The 21,751-nt window shown below is 49.7% G+C and carries 19 protein-coding genes; 12 read left to right on the top strand and 7 right to left on the bottom strand.

Annotated elements, in window-relative coordinates; all coding sequences use genetic code 11:
- Positions 1-22 precede the first annotated feature (22 nt).
- From ACJJIV_RS14300 to ACJJIV_RS14290, 3 genes are all read right to left on the bottom strand, one after another.
- Complete coding sequence (locus ACJJIV_RS14300; protein WP_444889398.1) at positions 23-598, bottom strand: PhnA domain-containing protein; 576 nt, start codon at positions 596-598, stop codon at positions 23-25.
- A gap of 166 nt (positions 599-764) precedes the next feature.
- Positions 765-1,181: a CBS domain-containing protein gene (locus ACJJIV_RS14295; protein ID WP_252083319.1), complete on the bottom strand. Its 417-nt coding sequence runs from the start codon at positions 1,179-1,181 to the stop codon at positions 765-767.
- Between the two features lie 65 nt (positions 1,182-1,246).
- Positions 1,247-1,675, bottom strand: a complete 429-nt coding sequence (locus ACJJIV_RS14290) for an Hsp20/alpha crystallin family protein (RefSeq protein ID WP_444889397.1) — start codon at positions 1,673-1,675, stop codon at positions 1,247-1,249.
- Between the two features lie 377 nt (positions 1,676-2,052).
- Here ACJJIV_RS14290 and ACJJIV_RS14285 point away from each other — a divergent pair, with 377 nt between their 5' ends.
- Positions 2,053-2,490 carry a host attachment protein gene (locus tag ACJJIV_RS14285; protein ID WP_444889396.1) on the top strand — a complete coding sequence of 146 codons (438 nt, stop codon included), beginning with the start codon at positions 2,053-2,055 and terminating at the stop codon, positions 2,488-2,490.
- 100 nt (positions 2,491-2,590) lie between these two features.
- Here ACJJIV_RS14285 and yihG read toward each other — a convergent pair whose 3' ends face one another.
- Together yihG and ACJJIV_RS14275 are read right to left on the bottom strand one after the other, a co-directional pair.
- The gene (yihG, locus tag ACJJIV_RS14280; RefSeq protein WP_444889395.1) at positions 2,591-3,496 is read right to left on the bottom strand and encodes a 1-acylglycerol-3-phosphate O-acyltransferase, YihG family; all 906 of its coding nucleotides are present in this window, start codon (positions 3,494-3,496) and stop codon (positions 2,591-2,593) included.
- 122 nt (positions 3,497-3,618) lie between these two features.
- Entirely contained in the window at positions 3,619-5,127 is a 1,509-nt protein-coding gene (locus tag ACJJIV_RS14275; RefSeq protein WP_444889394.1) for a dipeptidase, read from the bottom strand.
- A gap of 357 nt (positions 5,128-5,484) precedes the next feature.
- Here ACJJIV_RS14275 and ACJJIV_RS14270 point away from each other — a divergent pair, with 357 nt between their 5' ends.
- From ACJJIV_RS14270 to ACJJIV_RS14250, 5 genes are all read left to right on the top strand, one after another.
- Positions 5,485-6,150, top strand: coding sequence for a hypothetical protein (locus ACJJIV_RS14270; protein ID WP_444889393.1), 666 nt, complete (start codon positions 5,485-5,487; stop codon positions 6,148-6,150).
- A gap of 272 nt (positions 6,151-6,422) precedes the next feature.
- Entirely contained in the window at positions 6,423-7,034 is a 612-nt protein-coding gene (locus tag ACJJIV_RS14265; RefSeq protein WP_444889392.1) for a cytochrome b, read from the top strand.
- Complete coding sequence (locus ACJJIV_RS14260) at positions 7,031-7,597, top strand: YceI family protein (RefSeq protein ID WP_252083326.1); 567 nt, start codon at positions 7,031-7,033, stop codon at positions 7,595-7,597. Before ACJJIV_RS14265 ends, ACJJIV_RS14260 begins: the two co-directional genes overlap by 4 nt.
- A gap of 635 nt (positions 7,598-8,232) precedes the next feature.
- Positions 8,233-9,207, top strand: a complete 975-nt coding sequence (locus ACJJIV_RS14255; RefSeq protein ID WP_444889391.1) for an FHA domain-containing protein — start codon at positions 8,233-8,235, stop codon at positions 9,205-9,207.
- Between the two features lie 364 nt (positions 9,208-9,571).
- Entirely contained in the window at positions 9,572-12,121 is a 2,550-nt protein-coding gene (locus tag ACJJIV_RS14250; protein ID WP_444889390.1) for a protein kinase domain-containing protein, read from the top strand.
- Here ACJJIV_RS14250 and ACJJIV_RS14245 read toward each other — a convergent pair.
- Positions 12,118-12,612 (bottom strand): hypothetical protein, encoded by a 495-nt coding sequence (locus tag ACJJIV_RS14245; RefSeq protein WP_444889389.1) that lies wholly within the window; start codon positions 12,610-12,612, stop codon positions 12,118-12,120. The genes ACJJIV_RS14250 and ACJJIV_RS14245 overlap by 4 nt on opposite strands.
- A gap of 534 nt (positions 12,613-13,146) precedes the next feature.
- On the opposite strand from ACJJIV_RS14245, the gene ACJJIV_RS14240 reads away from it, so the two are divergent.
- The 6 genes from ACJJIV_RS14240 to ACJJIV_RS14215 all read left to right on the top strand — a co-directional run bounded on the left by ACJJIV_RS14240 (position 13,147) and on the right by ACJJIV_RS14215 (position 20,427).
- Positions 13,147-14,928, top strand: a complete 1,782-nt coding sequence (locus ACJJIV_RS14240; RefSeq protein ID WP_444889388.1) for a trans-sulfuration enzyme family protein — start codon at positions 13,147-13,149, stop codon at positions 14,926-14,928.
- 108 nt (positions 14,929-15,036) lie between these two features.
- Complete coding sequence (locus ACJJIV_RS14235) at positions 15,037-16,335, top strand: S1C family serine protease (protein WP_444889387.1); 1,299 nt, start codon at positions 15,037-15,039, stop codon at positions 16,333-16,335.
- On the top strand, positions 16,326-17,363 hold the full coding sequence (locus ACJJIV_RS14230; protein WP_444889386.1) for an FHA domain-containing protein: 1,038 nt from the start codon (positions 16,326-16,328) through the stop codon (positions 17,361-17,363). The genes ACJJIV_RS14235 and ACJJIV_RS14230 overlap by 10 nt, the downstream gene beginning before the upstream one ends.
- Complete coding sequence (gene hisC, locus ACJJIV_RS14225) at positions 17,360-18,433, top strand: histidinol-phosphate transaminase (protein WP_444889385.1); 1,074 nt, start codon at positions 17,360-17,362, stop codon at positions 18,431-18,433. Before ACJJIV_RS14230 ends, hisC begins: the two co-directional genes overlap by 4 nt.
- Positions 18,434-18,509: 76 nt before the next feature.
- Positions 18,510-19,418 carry a penicillin-insensitive murein endopeptidase gene (gene mepA, locus ACJJIV_RS14220; protein WP_444889384.1) on the top strand — a complete coding sequence of 303 codons (909 nt, stop codon included), beginning with the start codon at positions 18,510-18,512 and terminating at the stop codon, positions 19,416-19,418.
- Between the two features lie 4 nt (positions 19,419-19,422).
- The gene (locus tag ACJJIV_RS14215; protein WP_444889383.1) at positions 19,423-20,427 is read left to right on the top strand and encodes a D-alanine--D-alanine ligase; all 1,005 of its coding nucleotides are present in this window, start codon (positions 19,423-19,425) and stop codon (positions 20,425-20,427) included.
- Positions 20,428-20,512: 85 nt separating this feature from the next.
- Here the strand turns inward: ACJJIV_RS14215 and ACJJIV_RS14210 are convergent, their stop codons facing one another.
- Complete coding sequence (locus ACJJIV_RS14210) at positions 20,513-21,082, bottom strand: HNH endonuclease (protein WP_444882779.1); 570 nt, start codon at positions 21,080-21,082, stop codon at positions 20,513-20,515.
- Between the last annotated feature and the right edge of the window lie 669 nt (positions 21,083-21,751).

Raw genomic sequence — 21,751 nt, 5'->3', positions numbered from 1 at the left:
AAAGCTGGCAATCAATAGAGATTCAACCAATTTTCTTGACGAACTTAGTCAGGATAACGATACGCTGTCCTTCGACACGCCCTTCAATGTGTTCTGGGTTATCCGTTAAACTGATACCACGAACTGCAGTACCGCGCTTGGCCACCAAACTGGCCCCTTTTACATCCAGATCCTTGATAATGGTCACACTATCACCTGCCTGCAGTTGCACGCCGTTGCTGTCGCGGTGAACAAGAATGTCGCCCGCTTGAGGTAGTGCACCGGCTTGGGCCCAGTTAAGAAGATCGTCATCCAGGTAAAGCATGTCTAGTAAATCCTGCGCCCAGGTTTCCGTAGACAGGCGCTTGAGAAGCCGCCAGGCCAAAGCTTGCACCGCCGGCTCTTGGCTCCACATGCTGTCAGATAAACACTGCCAATGAGCGCTGTCGAGTTCGGCTGGATTGTTCAGCTGATCGCGGCAGGTCTGGCATAGGAGTAACTGGCCCTCTGTCCCGACAGGGGACTCCGGCAGTTCATAAGCTTCCAAATTATCCTGAGCTTTGCAGAGTTCGCACTGACCACCACTGCGCTGAAGCAGCTGTTCCTGACTGACTGCCATGGATTACCTCAAAAAGTGCGGAGTATACGCCCTCACTCGCTAATTCGTGCAACCCTACCAGAACCTATGAATCAATAAGAAAGTAAAATAAGACTGGGCCCCATCGGAGAATTCTCCTCACAGGGCCCAGAAAAATAAGTTAAGCCCCATAATGGGGCTACGGAAACTAGTGGTGAGCCGAAACCGCAGAGGCGAAGTGACCACCCTGCTTACTGGCAATGGCTGAGGTGATATCGCCGAGACTGAGAATGCCGACCATGCGCTTCTCACTATTTAGAACTGGCATTCGCCGCAGCAGCTGCTGTTCCATTTTGTGTACCGCGGAGAGTAGGTCATCCTCTTCCCAGCACCACTCAATGCCCTCAGTCATTACATCACGGGCAGTTAGGGAAGAAAGATTGCCTCCCTGCACAACACCGCGACATACGATATCTCGGTCGGTCACCATACCCACTAATCGATCGTTTTCACCGATGGGAACCGCACCGATATCCTCGTCCCGCAGGATTTTTGCCAATTCCTGTAGAGAGGTATCTGGTGTACACCAGGTCACACCCTGATGCATTGCCTGTTTCACTTTCATTTCTTTACCTCAACTAATACTGAAAACATACTTTTAAAGCGACGGAAGCCCGTCGCATGAAAAAATCAGTGCACTTCGATACGCTTTCTCTGTGGCGGGTGTCCTTCGTGTCTGGGGACAGTCAGAGTCAGAATGCCATCTTTGAAATTCGCATCAATTTCATCTTCTCGAACATCTTCCCCCAGATTAAAACTACGCAGGAATTTTCCATAACGCCGCTCTTGTCGCAGAATCCGACCATCTTTTTCTTCCTTGATCTCGCGATGTACTTCCGCCTCTAGGGTTAAAACCCCATTCTCCAAAGTGATATTGATATCATTCTTACCGACACCGGGCAGTTCGGCACTGATTTCATATTTTTTTTTCCGTTCACTCACGTCGATACGTGGCGAAAAAAATCCCTCCCTTTCACTGCCGATAGCACGGCCTGGTGACAACATCTGCTCAAACATATTATCCAGATCCAGCAGGGAACCTCTGGGTATCAGACTCATACTTACAACCTCCATCTACCACTATGTCGCAAGAGGCGCAAGCTAGATCCACGGATCCGGCTTGCGCCTCTCACATCTTGATTTCATTCTAGGTAATCTCACGCCATCTGGTAGGAATATGTGCCTGCAATAACCATCACAAAAGGCATAAAGACAACTGTGGATATTTAGATTTTATCTATTTAGAAAATCTATAACGCTCTACGAAATGAACCGAAAAGCATCGCAGGCAAATCCCACTCCTCTATCCACAATTAACTCTCCAATATTCTAGAAAATGAAAAAAATCAGATAGTTACCCAATTAAATCCAGACAGATAGTGGATGGCGCTGAAATTAACTAGGATAATAGAGAGTAAAAGAATGAGGATACGCTCATGGCTTTAGCATGGGTTCTTGTGGCCAACCAATCGCAAGCCAGAATATTTGAAGCACAAAAACGCGCCGGAAACCTCCACGAAATCGAAGCTCTCCTCCACCCTGAATCCCGACTATCGGGCCGCGATCTCGAAAGTGACGCCCCTGGACGCACTTTTGACAGCCGTGGCAAGGGTCGCCACACCATGGGTAATTTTTCCGATCTACGCCATCGCAACGGTGAGAAATTTGCCAGAGAGATTGCTCATACCTTAGAGCGGGGGCGACAGGAGGGACGCTACGAAAAACTTTATATCGTAGCCGAGCCATATATGGTGGGTAACCTACGGGATGCTCTCAAGACACCAACCCGCGCTACCATTGCAGGAGAGACCGGTAAGAATCTGGTAGAAAGCCAACCAGAAGAAATTCGTGCTCAGCTACCCATCTGGCTTTGATTGATTCCTCATTGAGGAAATCTGTTGGGAAGGCGGGGCTGAAAAAACAGCCCCTCAAGCCTTCTTAAATAGCATTCGCCATAAAATTAGCCTGTGCCTCTTAAGTCCCTTTAGAATCACTCAATAGATTCCCAATCAACTGATCCTTATCCTGCCAAAGTTTATACACCCAATGATTAAATTCAGCACGAAATACCTGATCATTCATATAATCAGCCGTAAAAAATTTATCTGGTATGCGAATCTGCTCCACCCGAACGACTACGCGCTTCACTTTTCCCGCAAGGAAATCCGCAAATGATGGGATACCATCTGGGTAGACAATGGTTACATTTAACAGGCGGTTAAGTTGCTCCCCCATACTTTGCATGGCAAAAGCAATACCACCAGACTTGGGCTTGAGCAAATAGTTAAAAGGGGAACCCTGCCTATCATGCTTTTCCTGAGTAAAACGCGTACCTTCCAGGAAATTCATAATACTGGTGGGAATTAATTTAAAGCGCTCACAAGCCTTTTTGGTTGACTCCAGATCTTTGCCGCGCATTTCCGGATGCTTCTCCAAATATGCCTTGCTATAACGCTTCATAAATGGAAAATCCAAAGCCCACCAACAGATCCCCATTACAGGAACCTTGATAAGCTCCTGCTTGATGAAAAATTTCAGGAAAGGGATTTTTCGGTTAAAAATTGACTGTAGTACAAAGATATCCACCCAACTCTGGTGATTGGAGGTTACCAAATACCAGCCATCTTTTTTCAGCTCTCCTCCAATTTTCACATCCCACTCTGTCTTTTGAGTAAGTTTCATCCAGCCTTTATTCATGGTAATCCAGGCTTCAGCAATTGACATAAAAATGGATGTGTAGATTTTGCGCAGCGCTGAAAATGGAAAAATCAATCTCACGACAACAAAAAACAAAATGGGAATAAAGCAAAGGATTGTGCTGATGACCAGCAACACCGAAGCCAATATCAACAACACTGCCGAGGGAAGAAAATTTAACATCTTATGCTTCTAAAATAGTGGTAAAAGAGATTCCTAACGGACGCCCGAGAAAACCGTTTTTACATAGTAAACTCTGGCGCCCACATTCTTATTTTTATTCAACAACTCACAGATTCACCAGCCTAGAGGTTAGCCACCTCAATCATCATCGCCGTATACATTTTTAGGTTCAGCCGAAACTGTTCAACGGTAATAAATTCATGTTCCGAATGCCCGGAATAAGCAACTCCAGGCATAGAAGGCCCAAAGCTCACAGCATTAGGTAATAGCTTGGCATTGGTGGAACCACCAATCGCGACCGGCTCAGCCTTTTCCATACCGGTGAAATGACGAAAAACTTCTAGCAAAGGTTTCACGTGAGGAGCATCGTCTACTCGGTAGGGGTTCCCCAAAATCACTTTTGTATCTGCCAATGTGATACCCGAAAGTTCCTGCCACTCGGCCAAGGTAGAGTCAATCTCCTTTTCTAGCTGCGGGGCTGTTTTACCTGTGGGGCGACGCAGGTTGAGGTGGCTGATCAGTCCAGAGTCAGTCTCTTTCACCATGGTGACTGCCGCCGTCATTGGCCCCATAAATGCATCGCGATAAGCGATACTGCCAAACTTCTCAGCCAGGACCCCTGTGCCCACCAAGTCATTCAGATAGCGCACCGTCGCACCAGCGTCATTGGCGGGCCAATCGTAAACACTGAGCGCATCCGCAAGATAGGCGATCGCGTTTACCCCATGTTCAGGCTCTGAGCTGTGGGTAGCCACACCGCGAGCCACTACCTCTAAACTGCCATTACCGCTTTTAAACTCATATGAGACATGCTTGTTCTGAACGGCGCGAGCGCGGATAGCCGAAACTAACTCAGCATTAACATTTCCCAGCAAAGCACGCGCCTCATCCGGCACCTGGCTACGAAAATAGCCACCTGAGAAACTTTTTATGTAAGGCTTATCGAAGTTCGCTGCCAGTACACCAGCAGTGGTGACTTGCACCTCACTCCAGCCCTTCTCGGCAGTCACTACCGGATAATTAGCGTCGATGGTGATGTTGTAGGCAGGGATTGGATAAGTTTTCAGGAATTCCTTGAGGGGCTCCCAGTCAGACTCTTCCGCCAAATAGACCAGAAGTTCAACCCTGCGCTTCATGGGCACCGCCTGATCTTGAATCGCTTTCATAGCATAAAGGGCCGTAGCGATCGGACCTTTATCATCCTCACTGCCACGGGCAATCAGCTTGCCTGGCTCACTTTCCGCATCCAACACAAACGGACTTTTCTGCCACTTGGATGGGTTGGCTGGCTGGACATCCCCATGGGTAACAATACCCACTTTCTCTGTCCCCTCACCCAGGGCAATTACCACAACATGGCCGAAATCCTGATACTCCAGCCCCAGCTCCCGAGCCTTATCCTGTAGAGTGTCCTTGAAGCCTTTAAACTCAGGGTTGCGCTCCAAAGGCAGGTCTTCGCGAGCTACCGTTTCAAAGCGTACCAAGCTCGCTAAGGTCTCAGTCATGGCTTCTTCATATTTTTCAACTGCATAGTCAGAAGTCTCCTGTGCCTGAGAAGACACACCAGCGACAACAGGTGCTGACAGGGTTGCAGAGAGAAACAGCGGTAAAAGAGCATTTCGTAACTTCATAAGCACCCCAGGTAAATAAAAGTGCCATTGTACATCTCCAGCCAATGGCATGACCCACCAATTCATCCCAGTCTCTGTGTTAATAATCTCCAGTCACAGTTTCCTGAGCCGAACCTATACCAATGCTCCACTGCTAAACTAATATCCTGGCAATGTAATAGGTGTTCCCAGGCCTCCTCAATCAGCACCACTTTAATATTCCTACAATTGAATAAATCTGGCGATAATTCACGGCTCGATTGGATCATAGCCAGCAAATGTGACTTCACTTATCACTTGCCAAGCCTATAAGCCACTTATAGTGGTTTTTCAGGGTTACTAAAATTTGGGGAGCTTAACGCGAGGCTGGAGCAGCGCATGACCACGTCCAATGGCAAACATTTCCATCGCAAGCAATGGCTGAGTGTCCAGCAGGCCGTCAGCCACTTGAGCGCCCTAGCGGAGGAACCCCTAACCAGCATCCATCTTGCAGATTTAGCCGAGGAAAAGCTCCTCGATCTCTACTGGTATCGTCCGGGGCAGAAACTAACCTTTCTCAATCACGAGGGGCAGAGGGAATTGATTGAGCCACTGCGCCTGTGCTCAGAGAACCGCAGTGACTGGCGGGCCCTTGTCGGTATCTTGCGACACAGCCCCGCCCTACCCGCTTATGAGCAAGACACCCCTCTACTCGAGGACGCCGAGGGCAATCGCCTGCGAATCACGTTTGACTATCATCAACGCCCTGAGCCCTTCAGTGGCCGCTGGTACCCTAGCCTGGCAGAGCTGGTATTGAAGCGCAGCGACTTGGAGAGGCTAGAGCCACGGCTGTTCTCCAGCCAGGAAACTGAAGACAAACTGGAGCGGCAGTTAATGCTCGACGTGATCTGGCAGCTTGAACAATTCGCCCTGGACCGCGAACATCACTCCACCAGCTGGCTGGCTGAGCAGCTGGCTCAGCGATCTACAGCCCTGGACAGAGGGGCCTGCGAGCGGATTCTTCTTGCCGCAGAACGTGAGGGTAATCGGAGCCGCCACCACTAACAGCACAATTATTGCGCTTTCTGTCTCTTTTATTCGTCACCTGAGCCTAATTGATCTCTCTCGCAAAGATTCCCTTCAGCCATTGGTCATAGACAACAAAAACGATACCCTAGCGCCAAGTTATAATCCGCTAACGGGGTGAGTGCGAATGTAGCCTCTCCAGACCTTCTTCAAGCAGAAAGAAAAACCCTGGCGGGATTCGAGGCTAATGAAATCAGCATACTATAGCCTCATCAATTTACCCGATCAATAAACACACTTGGAGAAAGAGCTTGCAAGCTCGTAACAACCAAAATAACTACGGCTGGGTCGCGATTATGCTGCACTGGCTAATGGCCCCAGCGATCATAGGCCTCTTTGTGCTCGGCTGGTGGATGCGTCAGCTGTCCTATTATGACCCCTGGTATCAGCAGGCCCCCAGCATCCATAAAGGCATAGGTATTTTGCTATTGATTGCTCTGGTGCTTCGCTTGCTGTGGCGTTCAGTGAATATCACCCCCAGGGCTGCCCCAGGAACGCCTCGATGGCAAGCACTCACTGCCAGTGGCATACACAACCTCATCTACCTGCTTCTATTGGCCATTATGCTATCGGGTTACCTGATATCGACCGCCGATGGGCGCCCCATTGATGTATTCGGTTGGTTTAGCGTAGCGGCTACTATCCAAGGCATTCCCAATCAGGAAGATATTGCCGGGAGCCTTCACGAAATTCTGGCCTGGACCTTGATCATCTTGATCAGCATTCACGCCCTGGCGGCATTGAAGCATCATTTTTTCGACAAGGACGTAACACTTCGCAGGATGCTTGGACTATCTGGCATGCCGACCCGTTTGAATAAGCAAAACACAGTTACAACCACAAAAAAGGAAATCTCCCTATGAAGAAGCTCACGGCCCTTCTTTTCGCTGCCCTGCTCGGCACCACAGCCCAAGCGGCGGAATATAAAATCGATACCAAAGGCGCCCATGCCTTCGTCCAGTTTCGCATTAAACACCTGGGATATAGCTGGCTCTATGGGCGTTTTGACGATTTCAACGGTTCATTCTTTTATGATGACAAGGCACCGGAAAAATCTACTGTAAACGTCAATATTGACGTAACCAGCCTTAACAGTAATCACGCCGAGCGCGACAAGCACCTGCGCGGTTCCGACTTCCTCCACACGGAAAAATTCCCCACAGCAACCTTCAAAAGCACCAGCTTTGAACCAACAGAAGACGGAAAGGCACTGCTGAAAGGTGAGTTAACCCTACGTGGGGTAACCAAGCCGCTAACTATCGACGTTACCAATATTGGGGGCGGTAAGGACCCATGGGGTGGCTACCGTCAGGGCTTCAGTGGCACTGCAGAGTTTGATCTGAAGGATTTCGGTATCGACTACAATCTGGGCCCAGCCTCCCAGAAGGTTGAAATGATTCTGGATATTGAAGGCATCCGTATCTAAACCTATTTAGAAACTCTTATTCCTTTGACAGCCCGATTTACAACAAATCGGGCTCCTATCCCTCAAGTACCCATTTAACAGCACTTGGCAGAAACTGCCGCAAAAATGGCATTTTTAAGCGCTAGCAGATCCATTAGATTAGTGCCAAATGGCCTTCAGCTCCCTAAAGCTAATTCTTAAAGAATCTCTCGGCTCTCGCTAAATACTGGTGAAAAGACATCTGGCAGCTAGCCCAGATGGCAGTAAAGAAACTGAAAGCACTTAAAATTTTAACCAGTTCACAATTAGTAAGCACAAACTATTACGCTACTTTTGACGACAGCAAAGTTTTTCAGTGAAAATAGCAACCATTAGTAGTAGCAGTGATTACAATCATTCCACAGTAGGTATAAAGAACCTCAAACTTATTTACAGCCAGACCCCTAGTGAGCGCCCACTTCTCCCTTAAAGGGGGAAATAGCCAAACTCTCTTGGCCTTGTAGAGCGAATCTCAAAGAATCTGGACAATAGCATTTGTAGGTTACTTTTTATTGCTGCCGAGTGAGCAATCCCATCTGCAGCATTGAACTGCCAACAATTCTGGCAAGCAGCTCTAGCTCAGCGCCCGACGCAACCCGGAGAAAAAGGACAAGATAATGGCTTGCTTACAGCATCCAGATAGGGACCAACCCGTATACCTGATGGCACACCACACCATCGGCCGCCGTCAAGGAGCCGTGGATACCCGTATCACCAGTGCCGAAATCTCTGGTATTCACGCGGCCATTCAGTGGACCGGCACGCATTGGAATATTCGCGATCTTAGTCGCAATGGAACCTGGCTAAATGGCCAGCAACTGGTTCCAGCCAAGAGCTACCCATTGCAAACCGGCGACAAGATCTGTTTCGGGCGAGTCAATAACCCCGCTTGGATTGTCGAGAATCTCGACGCCCCAGAAAACTTGTTAATTGACCTGAAGACTGGTGAAGCCCAGCTATTGGAGCAATACCACCTGCTACCGGACGAGAGCGAGCCCCTCGCCAGCTTGCATTTCAGCCCCGTTACAGCCCAATGGCAATACGAGTTTACCGGTAGCACCGGCGAAGGGGGCAGCAAGAGCATGGTCAATCACGGGGATCGTATTGATTGCGGCCTGCAGAGCTGGCAACTGTTTCTCGCCGACAACCAAGGGGCAACCAAAGAACTCTCTCTACAGCAGTTATCCATTACAGATTTCGGCCTGCGCTTCTCTGTCAGCTCCCACGAGGAACATGTACAACTGCAGCTGCAGCGAGAGGGTATGAAGCAGTCCCTGCCCGCACGCATTCACAACTACCTGCTGCTGTACCTGGCTCGAGCACGCTTCCGTGATATGCAAAATGACATGGATACAGACTCCCAAGGCTGGGTTTCCATCCAGGTAGCCACTCACGAGCTGGGCATAACCGTCAACCACCTGAACACCCAGATTTTCCGCGCACGCAAGCAGATCTCTGAATCCTTGCCAGATGCCGTAGATACCTCAAACTTAGTAGAGCGACGCTCCTGGGAGATCCGCCTAGGCTGTCACCAGTTTGAAATCTATAAAGGCACTCAATTGGAAGCGAAGACTGAGATGCAGGAAGCGTAATTTGGGGCTTAGGCCTTATCGCTATTCGTAGCTCAAAAGAATCGATCCGTACGTATAGCAATCACGCTTAAGGTACGGATCTTATGCCCCACTTTGTTTGCGTTTATAAGCAGCAAAGCCATTCATGTCACATATGACTTTCCGCCAGGGTGGACTCACCAAAGATGTTAGAGTACTGAAACTCCAGCGCTTTTCCTCTGAAAATAAAGACATTGTAGACATTAGGCAGTCACTTTTTGCAACCGATAGCAATCCAAAAGAAATGGAATAACGTGAACCATTTCCTCTGAAATGGAGACAGATAGCTTCACGAAAATGTACTATCGGGTAGAATCCCCTATCCATCCGAAAAGAACTAAATACAATGGACGTAGTTGCGCTGGAGAAAACTGAGGTATATCAAGGTCGCTATAGGGTAGAGCGCACCCTTGGCGCCGGGGGTATGGGTGTTGTTTATCTGGCTGAAGACGTAAAGCTGGGGCGCAAGGTCGCCATCAAGCAACTGCGCTCTGATATGACCGGCAACTCTGCCGAAGCCCGTTTTCGCAGCGAAGCGCAATTATTAGCCAGACTGAACCACCCCAACATTGTACGTCTGTACGATGTTCTGGAGGAAGACCACAATATTGCCCTGGTTATGGAGTTGGTTGAAGGGGTTACCCTCAAAGAGTGGATGCGTGAGCGCAATGCCACGCTAGCTGAGAAACTTGATCTGCTGATGCAGATCTGCCAAGGATTGGGTAAAGCCCACTGCCTGGGTATCATCCACCGGGATTTAAAACCCGAGAATATCCTGGTCACCAATGATGGCGTAGCCAAAATTACCGATTTCGGTATCGCCAAAGCCCTCGACTGCGACCAACAACTCACTAGAGAAGACCATATCGCCGGCAGCGTGCAGGCAATGTCCCCAGAGCAGCTGCAAGGCTTGACACTTGATGCCCGTAGCGATCTGTTTAGCTTGGGCAGTATCGCCTATGAACTCTTGTGCGGCAGTAAACCCTTTGAGCGTGGTGACAAGAGCGCACTGGCTTTTGCTCAGCAAATTACCAGCAAACCCCATATTCCACCGCAACAGACTTGGCCAGAAATACCCAAGCCACTCGCTGCATTGTTAGACAGATTACTTGCTAAGCGCCCAGAACAACGCCCTGAGTCAGCAGAAAGGGTCTCAGAGGCTCTCGAACTGGTGCGAAAGCATGGTATTGATGCGAATACCCAACAGTATTCTGAGACGGTCACCCAGCTACTGATTAAGCCTCGCAAAAAAAACAAGCTTGCATCTAAAATCTTTGCCTTTGTAGGCGCATTAGTAATTGCTGCATACCTAGGCTGGCAAACTTTCATACAGTTACCAGCGCAGTATATCGCGGTTCTACCCATTGAACTGAATGGTGAGGTAAATGGGGGGAGTGACGCTACGACTCTTCTCAACGCCATGGTACGCCAAGCTCTTATGAGCACTCCCTCAGGTCTCAAATCTAGTGCCTTGGTTAGCTACTCCCCCCAAGTTGGCAGCTCTTTAGAGGAGCAACTCCAAGAACTCAGAGACAAAGGTGTCACCGATGCTCTTCAAGCACGGCTAGACTGCATGCAGCAGCGTTGCAATATTGAATTGCAGAGGGTTGATCCTTTGGATAGCCAAATTAAAAGTCAAAGTAGCTTTGTTTTCCTCAGTGAAGAGCGCCAGGAAGCCCAATACACAATCCGCAATACTGCATTAGAGCTCTTTCCTACAAACTACAGGCAGGAAAACACCAGCGATATACGGATGGAGCCCACCGATTATAGGCAATACCTAACGATTTTAGCCAAGCGCGGCAATAACCAGCCAATGCTGCTTTCAGACTTAGAGGCAATAGAGGAATTGATTGCCAAATACCCAAGAAATATTAATCTTTATTCTCTTTATTCTTGGGCATCCATTCATAAGTTTGGCGCCACAAATGACAAAAAATTTCTCACCAAAGCGCTCAGGATACTCGCTAGCACTGAGGTTTCAAGAACAGATGAAACAGCCTTACTAGAGGCTAAATTGCTAATCCAATCCGTCGGCTCTGATGAGGATGGGTTCAAAGCCACCCTTAAGAAGTTACAGGCAAAGGGACACCCTTCTGCCCACCTATTAGCCCAGTTTTCACGTTTTCAATATATGCAAGGAAATTACTCGCAAGGCGTAGCCTATGCCAAGCAAGCAGCAGCGCTTAGCCCATCGGCTCGACATCACTACCTTATTGCAATAAATCAATTCTCAGCAGGCGACTATATATCCCCAAGGACTGTATTAGAGCAGCTTTTAATAGACTCTCCAAATTACTATCCTGCTTATGCCCTTTTAGGAGCCATTGAGTTGGAAAATGGAAATTTACAGATTGCCGAACAAGCAATCTTATCGGTTCCTTCAGCTGCTCGCAGTTGGCGAACAAACTCTAACTTAGGGATAATCTTCTTTCTTCAGAAAAAATATTTGAAGGCCCTCGAGGTTTTCAAAGGAATTCTAGACGACTCCCCTGACAATATACATATATCTTTTCAAGTTGCTGAAACTTACTTAATGCTTTCAGACGAACATAGTGCCACTGAAGCATTTGCAAAAATTATTACCCTGACGGAAAGAAACAACGATATTCGCTCCAAGCAATTCCGCGCACAAGCCCTTGCTTATCTGGGTAATACTTCTGAATCCATATTCTTAATAAAAGAGCTCTTGAGAGAATCTCCAGATGATACTTTTGTAAAGTATGCTTCGGCACAAGTGTATTCTCTCGCCAAAGAGTGGCAATCATCTAATTACCACTTAGAGCAGCTTCTAAATCAGGGAATGGGGGCAGAGTGGTTCGCGTTACCCACTTTCCAGCGACTCTGCACCCAATATCAAACGTCTACCAGAGTGAAAGAGGCTATTTGTCCCTAATTCTCAGTAGGTGGAATTGGGTCCACCCCAGTTTGTGGATCACCTGAGACAAAGTGCATTCCAGTTGTCGGATCGACACACATCCATAGGAAATTAAACCGATCCGGGATTCGATCATGATCCCTGATTTTAATTACCAGCTTAGTGTAATCCCCATCTACCTCCCTCGCACGTGCACGGAATTGATGACGAAAATCGGGAGTTAAAGCGATAACACCGTCCAACTTATGGTCTTGCTTGTAGCGAACAAATTCCAACTCACGCCCTGGAACTTCAGATAAATCCAGGGTGATCTTCAGCGTAACCACACCCCCCTTATAGGTTTTGAAAAGCATATTGCCAAAATGCTCTTGCGGATTACCGGCATTAAATAGCGGCCAGTACTGCGGCTCACCATCTTTTTGCTCTCTGGGCCGTAAAACCAGATCCAGCTTCAAGCCCTCTTCAGGTACCTCGCACTCCAGTACGGGTAAATCGGCACAAGTGCTCATCGTTCATCCCCTTGTAAGCATTTGTTATTTAGTGTCATTCTAAGACGTTTTTATTCGTGTAAAATACGTCTGTGACTGCGTCATGATAACCAGTTCCGCTCTGAAAAAAAGCCGGCAGTATAGCCACTGCCGGCCCGAAATGATGGTCCCAACCATCGACGGTTACAACAACACTATCAAGAGCAAAATTTGGCATCCGTGCCTCGGGCAAGCTCATCCACAAGGTCCGACTAAGACTCTGCACCCGTCGGTTCCAGCTTGTCCGCTCAGCTTGCGCTGATTCTTCCCGCTTCTCGCACCTCCGACAGTGCGAGAATACAAAATCCATCCGAAATGTTGTGGGGGCTGCCCATCCGTGGCAGGGAACCGCTTTCACAATCTCCCGTACCCCCTCAACTGGTAGCTACTTTACGAACTCGGGAATTACAGGTCTATCACGGCCAATTACAAGGAATTACACGCCAAGTATTTTATCCTTTCTCTTAGGCTGTTAGAGTCATCTAATAACAAAAAGCATCACCTGATGAGGATACGATGGAAGCGAATCTCGCAGATGTAAAAATTCTCTCTCCCCGACGCAACAGCACTGAGGCCACTAGTATTGCGGAGCTTGCTCGGGAGCAACTCCAGCATTTTTGTATTGATCGGGAGTCGGAGCACGGGCGCTTACTGGAGCAAACGGCGGCGCTGTTATATCAAGCACAGGGCAACTTGAATCAGCTGTGGAGTCAGGTAAGCGAAACTCTGAACCGATTGGATCGGTCCGACAAGATTGCCTACTTCAATGCCAAGCGCTTTATGAGTTTCCAGCTGGCAAAACTATTGGACACCCTTCAAAATCCGTTGCGCACCAGCTTTCAGAGTCTGCAGGGAGATGATTTCAATATCACCACCCGCGGTGGCTACCCACTGTTCGATAATATCCCGGCGATTTTTTCTGCTACCCCGGTGATTGCACGCACCGCCACTTATATCTATGCCTGTACTGAGTGGGTAGACGACGCCTTCCGCGGCCGTGAACCCAGCCACGATATTTACTCGCGCCTACTCAACCCCACCTCTATCTCCCTGGCCAACGCCATTGTGGATTTGGAGTGCGGACCGGCAGCCAATGAGTATATGGCCTGGAACTTCAATTCCGGTATGGCCGCCATTGACGCGCTACTCTCCAATCAGCTGCGCCGCGACGATATTTTAATCGTCTCACGCAATATCTATGGCGGCGTACACCAGCTCTTACAGGATTTTTATGCTCGACCAGACAAACTGGCGATCCAGCTGGTTTGGTTTGACGGCACCAGCGGTAAAGACTTCGAAAAACTACTGGCCGACACACAGCGCGATTACGCCGATGCCCTTCAGCAAGGCTCCAAGCTCCACGTCTATATCGAATCGCCCTGCAACCCCCACGGTATCATGTTGGACGTACCCGCTATCTGTAAGGCTGCACACCAGGAAAATATTCTGATCAGCCTGGATGCCACCCTGGCCACCCCCTTCCTCTACCAACCACTACGTCGCCAAGATCGCGAGGAGCGTCCAGACTTTGTTGTGCACTCCTACACCAAAGACATTGGCGGCACCGGTGCCGCAACCGCTGGCGTGGTGATTGGGGAAAACCACCGTATGTTTATTCCCAAGGGAGACAGTGCCAAGGGGCTGAACTGGGATCAGTGCATGTTCTGGGATGTGTATTACATCAAAGGCGCTTTCCTAGATGCGGATAAAGCCTGGGAGGTGCACTGTGGTATGCGCACTCTGGAAATGCGTATGTTGACCAAGTGTATCAATACCCAGTGCCTCAGCCATTTCTTCGCCAGTCACAGCAAAATTCGTGTGAACAGCCATGCGGTGGAAAGCCATCCGAACGCGAAGCTACGCAAAGCCTTGATGCGCTATCAGCTGCCAACCCCATTATTTAGTATTGATATGGAAGCGGCACAGATTCCCACAGAGGCTTTCAAGAGTTTCTTCGATGCGCTGGAGCCCGCATTTGGACAGATGGTAAGCCTGGGGCAGACCAATACCATGGTGCTTTGCCCCGCGTTGACTTCTCACTCCGAACTTTCTCCTCAGGCCATGGAAGCGGCGGGTATATTCGCAACCACAATCCGAATATCGGTGGGAGATGAAAATATGGCCCAGCTAGCGGCTCATGTGATCAGCTGTGCGCGTTTACATCTGGACCCGGTCAGCCCTGGGTTTAGTGAAGGCTTTATCTCACCGCAGGAAGCGGATGCTACCTTCACCCGCTTCTATCTGGAATCGCATAAAAAAGTTGTAGAAGCACAACCGAAAATCACCGACTACCTGTAAAAATCTGAAAAGCGGGCGCGCAGTAATTATCCCCTGCCGTGGCCCGCTTGTTGCACTACCCTATATCCCGTAGTATCACCGCTTCTGTCCATAATTTAATCAAACAAAATGCCGAATTTTTCTGCCCACTTTCTGGCCTGGGTGCTCTTCTGTTTCTCAACTCTGGCGCTGGCACAGGGATATGAGCAGCTTTACAGCGACTATCGCGGCAGCCTCTATCAAATACGCTTAATTGAAAAATCTTCTAATTCGAAAGCCGGGCTCGGCTCAGGATTCCAGATTTCCGCCGATGGTCTACTCGCCACCAATTACCACGTTGTCGCGCAAGCAGTTAGCGATCCGGATAAATATATACTGGAATATCTTTCAACCGATGGCACCAAGGGCACCCTGGAGCTCTTGGATATCGATGTCGTCAACGACTTAGCGCTACTGCGCCAGGACAAGCCAGGCGAAGAATACTTGCAACTCGCCACCGAGACCCCAAAGCAAGGCGAAACCATAGTCTCCCTCGGTAATCCTCTGGATCTTGGGATGACCCTGATCCCTGGTACTTACAACGGTATCGCCGGAGGTAGTTTTTACGATCGTATTCATTTTGCCGGTTCTATTAATCCCGGCATGAGTGGTGGCCCGGCTATTAATACTCGCGGCCAAGTAGTGGGGATCAATGTGGCAACTGCCGGTAACCAGGTGAGCTTCCTGGTTCCGGTGGATAAACTGATCAACTTGTTAAAGCACTTCCATCAACGCAATGTGGCGCTGGACCTACAAAAGGTCACCTACCAGCAGCTGCTCGACAATCAACAGCGTATTATCGACTCCATACTGGAGGCGGACTGGCAGCGCCGCTCCCTCGGCGAGGCCAAGGTTGTTGGGGAAATAGTGCCCGCCATTAAGTGCTGGGGCAACAGTGAGGAAGATAGCGACAATCCTATTAAACGCATCGATAAAGGTTGTACTGGGCAGGATGTGATTTTTCTCTCCGACGACTTTAACACCGGTCGAGTGGAGTACGAGTTTTTCTGGCTCGAATCTGAAGGTCTTCTACCGGCACGCTTTTATGCGGAATACGAGCATCAGATGAGCACTTTTTATCCTGGCAACAGTGCCGGTGAAGAGGATGTCACCAACTTCCGCTGCCGCCAGAACTTTACCTCCCAGCCGCGCAATGGCAATGGCCCCGTATCCAAACCAGAGCGCAGTAAAAAACCGCTAATTAGCCGCACCAGTTACTGTGTAAGACGCTATAAAAACTTCCCCGACCTGTACGATATCTTTTTCTTGAGCCTCAGCGTGGACCAGAAGAATCGCGCGCTGGTCAGCCACTTTACTCTATCCGGCTTTACCCGGGAGTCTGCCGACGCCTTTGCCGAGAAGTTCACGAGCGAAATCCAATGGCACTGATAATTGAAGAACTCAACCGCGCTCACCGGGTGCAGGTGCGCTACCGAATGGAAGGTGATAAGTTCACCCTGGGCCGCGCCTATAGCAACGATGCAATCTTGGAAGACATCCACACTGATGGGCGCCATGCAGAAATTCGTCGGGAAGAAGATGGCAGTTATATTCTGCACGATTTGAATACGGTGAATGGCAGCCAGCTACTGGGGAATCTGAAAGACCGATCGGTTAAGCCGGGGGAGATCTCCTCCCATCAGATTACCTCTGGGGATCTAATACAATGTGGTAAGTCGCGCTTACGAATATTTAATTGCGATGACGATGTTGCCGAGGCCACCCCTCTGCATTCGCTGGAAAATCTGTTCGCCAGCCTATCCAACCCTCTGTACGCCACACTCCTGGTACTCGCCGTAGCTCTGTCCACGGTACTGCTCAGCTACCTCGGCTACGCGCGTACTTATCAGTGGACCATCGCCGTCAACATCTTAGTCAGTGCGGTGATCGGCTTGGTGATTTATGCGGGTGCCTGGGCTTTTGTAGGCAGGGTGGTACGCCACGAAACACACTTTTTTGCTCACCTTTCCATCGCCGCTATGGGCGTACTCACTTACGCCGTCTGGGAGTGGTTCGGCAGTATACTGAATTACAACTTCGCCATAGGGGATACCATGGAGGTTCTGGACTTCCTGGTACTCGCTGTCATTTTGCCCACTATGCTCTGGTGCGCTTGTTATCTGGCCACCAACCTAGGGCGCGCCTGGCGCTGGGCGGTAGCACTAGTACTGCCGCTCGGCTTTTTAGGCCTCAGTCTGGTGGAAACGATCAGCTCGATCGATGACTTCCGAGAAACACCGGCGCTCTCCACTGAGCTCAAATACGATAATATGCTGTTGCGTAAGCCGGTGCCCATGCAGGAATTTATCACCGGTTCGGCCGCACTATTTGATATTCCTATCAAAAAAGAAGAGCCGGAAAATGAGAGCAAGGAGAGCTCTCCCGCAGAAAACGAGAACGTAGAGGTAGAGCAGTGAATACAGTGTTTTGGAGCCCCGGCCTGGAACAGTTGGAACCTTACACTCCCGGTGAGCAGCCCAGCGGTACAACTCTGATTAAACTGAACACCAACGAGAACCCCTACCCCGCTTCGCCCCGAGCACTGGCACTATTGGCACAGAAAGATTTTGCCGACGCCCTGCGTCGCTATCCCGACCCAGAGTCCTGTGAGTTGCGCGCAGCCATTGCCACGCGATATGGACTGAATGACAGGCAAGTTTTCGTCGGTAATGGCTCCGATGAGGTTCTAGCGCTGAGTTTTTATAGCTTTTTCCGCCGCAACGAACCCTTACTGTTTCCCGATATCACCTACAGCTTCTACCCGGTGTACTGCCAGCTTTTCGACATAGAGTCCCGCAGTATTCCCCTCTCAGAAGACTTTAGTCTCAATGTGGAGGATTTCTCGGGTACTGCCGCTGGAATTATTATCCCCAACCCCAACGCCCCGACAGGACGCTACTTATCACTCGATAGAATTGAAGCACTACTGCAGCTACAACCAGAGCGAGTGGTGATCATTGATGAAGCCTACATCGATTTTGGGGGGGAAAGTGCCGTCCAATTGATCGAGCAATACCCCAATCTACTGGTCATTCACACCCTGTCTAAGTCTTATGCTCTGGCAGGTCTGCGCCTCGGCTTTGCTATGGGGCAGGAACACCTGATTGAGGGGCTGCTGCGCGCCAAGAACTCTTTCAATTCTTATCCTATCGATGCCATCGCACAGGAAGTGGCTACTGCAGCCATCCGCGATAGGGCTTGGCATGAAAACAACTGCAGCAAGGTTGTCGCCACACGCTCTCGCACAGAAGAGGCACTGCTTGAACTGGGGTTTGAAGTTATACCTTCCAAAGCGAATTTCATACTGGCGAAGCCCCCTGCCCCAGGTGCCGAGGCCCTCTACCTGGCACTGCGCGAACTGGGCATTCTGGTGAGATACTTCAATAAGCCCCGCATCAGTGAATACCTGCGTATCTCTATTGGCACAGATCAGGAAATGGACCAACTGATAGGGAACTGTAAAGAGATACTTGCGTCACAGAGCTAGTAAACTGTCAGTCTATACTCGTCGGGTCCGCGCCCAGCGCAACCCGACCACCAGACTTATCGGTAACTAGGGATTTATGTCTCTCTTATTTAATCGCCCCAAACTGTTCGCCAATACCAAGCTCTTCGCCAGCGCTCTGGCTCTAGCCACCGCCATCCTGAGCTATCAGGCCCAGGCCAACCCCTGGGAGGAGAGTGAGAGCCCCAGCGCACAGAACCCAGCCAGCATAGGCACCTATACCAATGGCTGTCTCGCGGGAGGAGAAACCCTGCCTCTACGTGGTGAGGGCTATCAACTGGTGCGCACCGGCCGCGATCGCCACTTCGCCCACCCGGACACCATCGCCTTCCTCAAGGACTTTTCCCGGAGTGTCGCACGGAATAATCTCGGCAGAATACAGATCGGCGATATGTCCATGGCGCGAGGTGGTCCCTTTGGCAGTGGAGGGCACAGTAGCCATCAGACCGGCCTTGATGTGGATATTTGGTTTTCACAAGACAAGCGTGCCGCAGAGCGGGCACTGACAGAGTGGGAGCGCGATAATATCTCCGCTATCCCTCTGGCGGATACCCGCGAACATCGCTTGGTCAAAGAAAATTGGGACGAACGAGTCCCCAAGATCCTGCGTATGGCCGCAGAGGATCAGCGGGTAGAGCGGATTTTTGTCCATCCCACCATCAAGCGTCACTTATGTGAAATTTCGGGCACCGACAATGAATGGCTGCGCAAAGTACGCCCCTGGTGGGGACACAATTACCACTTTCATGTGCGGCTTGCCTGCCCGGCCGGCAGCAGTGACTGCAAGCCTCAGGCTCCAGTGCGCACCACACCCTGCGGGAATGACCTGGACTGGTGGTTCAGCGAAGAATTCTACGCAATACTGAACGGCACTAAGGCCCAGCCGACAAAACCCAAACCCAAGACGATGCCGCAGCAGTGCCAGCAGGTTTTACTGGCACCTCCAGCTGGCACCACGATGGAATAACTTTATGATCAACACCTTGCTTATCTGCGGCGGTGGCAGCAGCGAGCACGAAGTGTCCTTGCGCACCGCAGATTTTATTGAAGGACAATTGGCCGAATCTGAAGATATCGCCCTGATGCGAGTTGAGATGGATGCTAGCGGCTGCCTGACTGATAAAGAAGGTCGCGTCTATCATATCTTTTACGATGGCAAGATTCGCGATGAAGCCGGCAATGCCTGGGATGTGGATTACGTCATCCCAGCAATTCACGGTTACCCAGGAGAAACTGGCGACCTGCAATCCCAGCTCGAGATGTTCGGCATCCCCTATTTCGGTTCAGCACCGGAAGCGAGCAAAATTTGTTTTAACAAGATTAAAACGAAAATGTGGCTGAGCGCGCTAGGGATCGATAACACCCCCTATCTGTTTCTACACAGCCTGGAGGCTGAAGAGTTGAGTAAGGCCCACGCCGCACTGGAAGAGTGGGAAGCGGTCTTTATCAAAGCTTCAAACCAAGGTTCCTCGGTGGGCTGCTTTAAAGTCAGCCACAAGGAAGATTTGGAAGATGCAATCGCAGAAGCTTTTACCCTCTCATCCTATGTATTGGTAGAAAAAGCCCTCAATGCCCGCGAACTCGAGGTGGCAGTTTACACTTATGGCGAAGAGCTCATAGCCACTCATCCCGGTGAGGTCCGCGCGCCAGCGGATACTTTTTATACCTATAAGGAAAAATATGCCGCAGGCAGTCGCGCCGAGACGTTTATTAAAGCTGAGGGTCTGAGCGAACACCAATTGGCTTGGATTCAGGAAGTCTCGATACGTACTTTTAAGGCTCTAAAGCTCAAAGATCTCTCTCGCATCGATTTTTTCCTAACAGACGAAGGGGAGCTCTACCTAAATGAAGTCAATACTTTCCCCGGAATGACCCCCAACTCTATGTTCCCCAAAATGATGCAAAACCATGGCCATGATTTTACTGAATATCTGACGGGTCAAATTCGTTCCGCGGTAAAACAATCGGTTAAATAAATACTACCTTGAACTCCACTCAGAAAAGTGACATTAAAAAAAGGGGCTATAGCCCCTTTTTTTAATGTCACTAAACAAAACACAACTAGTGCAACAACCAATCCTGTTGCCGTCTACGGGAAAATTGACTGCGCAGAAATTCCATCTGATCTCCGCGGATCCGTTCACTATTAATCAAAGCCAAGTATTCTGCAGCATTGGGACAAAAGGGCAGAGCCAGTAATTCCATATCAATATCTTCAAGTAAAAAATTGCCCTTATGCTGATTACAGCGGCGACAGGCTGTGACCACATTTTCCCAAGAGTCCATCCCTCCCTTCGACACTGGGATAACATGATCTCGAGTTAGCTCAGCTGACTTAAAAATACTTCCGCAGTAGAGGCAGGTGTGCACATCACGAAAAAAAAGTGCGCGGTTAGTAAGCGGCGGACGGTTGCGTGGCCGCGCCATTCGAGCACCGCCACAGGCGATAATTGATGCCAGATCCAGGGCCGAACGCTCTCCATTCCGATTAAACCCGCCCCTTACCCTCTGTACTATGCCCCCCAAAGACCAGGTAACCAGATCCCGGACGTATAAACAGGAAGCCTCCTGCCAAGTGAGCCAGTCCAATGGCTGTCCCGCCAAATTCAGGCGCAAAATGCGTGCTTGCATGACTTCGCCTCCCCGCAGTTAGACAGAAGAACCCGGCCTACTACTACAACTAACCAAGCGGATACTTTTCCGGCACTCAAGTATCTGATTTGACATGCTGCCTGGAAGAAAGAGATAGATAAATAAGGCTGAACTTGAGAGTCCAGTTTGGATAAGGCGTTAAAGTGATAAGGGCGATAACCCGCTGATGATTTCAATGGCGAGAGGACAAGAGTCCGGCAGTGAGAGAATGCCAGAGCGTAAACGGGCACTGCTAATGATTGATTGCTGAATGCGCCATCCTCCACCGGCCCGAGCAATAATGGCCGAACTCTCATCATTAAAGCGGATAAATATTACAAATTCCAGACAGAAGCAGACCTGGTTTATAAAAAGTACCGACCGTGAATAATTAACGATTAGAGAGGACGCAGATTAAGTAAAGAATTACTATTAAAAGTTATTTGAACAAATATAAAGTCTTCGAGCATGTAAAACACCGCCCAGGCAATCCGGCCCGGGCGGTGCGTCTCACAGGATGGTGCCCATATCCTTAGGGCGAGCGGCGCATTCCTTTTATCCTTTGCCGCAGAGTTGCAGTCCCTTTTGCGTCCCTGCCAGTTAATTATGGACATCAGGCGAAAAAAGAGTAGGGGTAATCTGCTGAATTTTATGTAAGACATATCTCAC

This window comes from Microbulbifer mixtoriginis (SeqCode), assembly GCF_052466765.1.
Note: the sequence above shows the minus strand (reverse complement) of the source record. Positions and strands in the feature narration are given on the sequence as shown.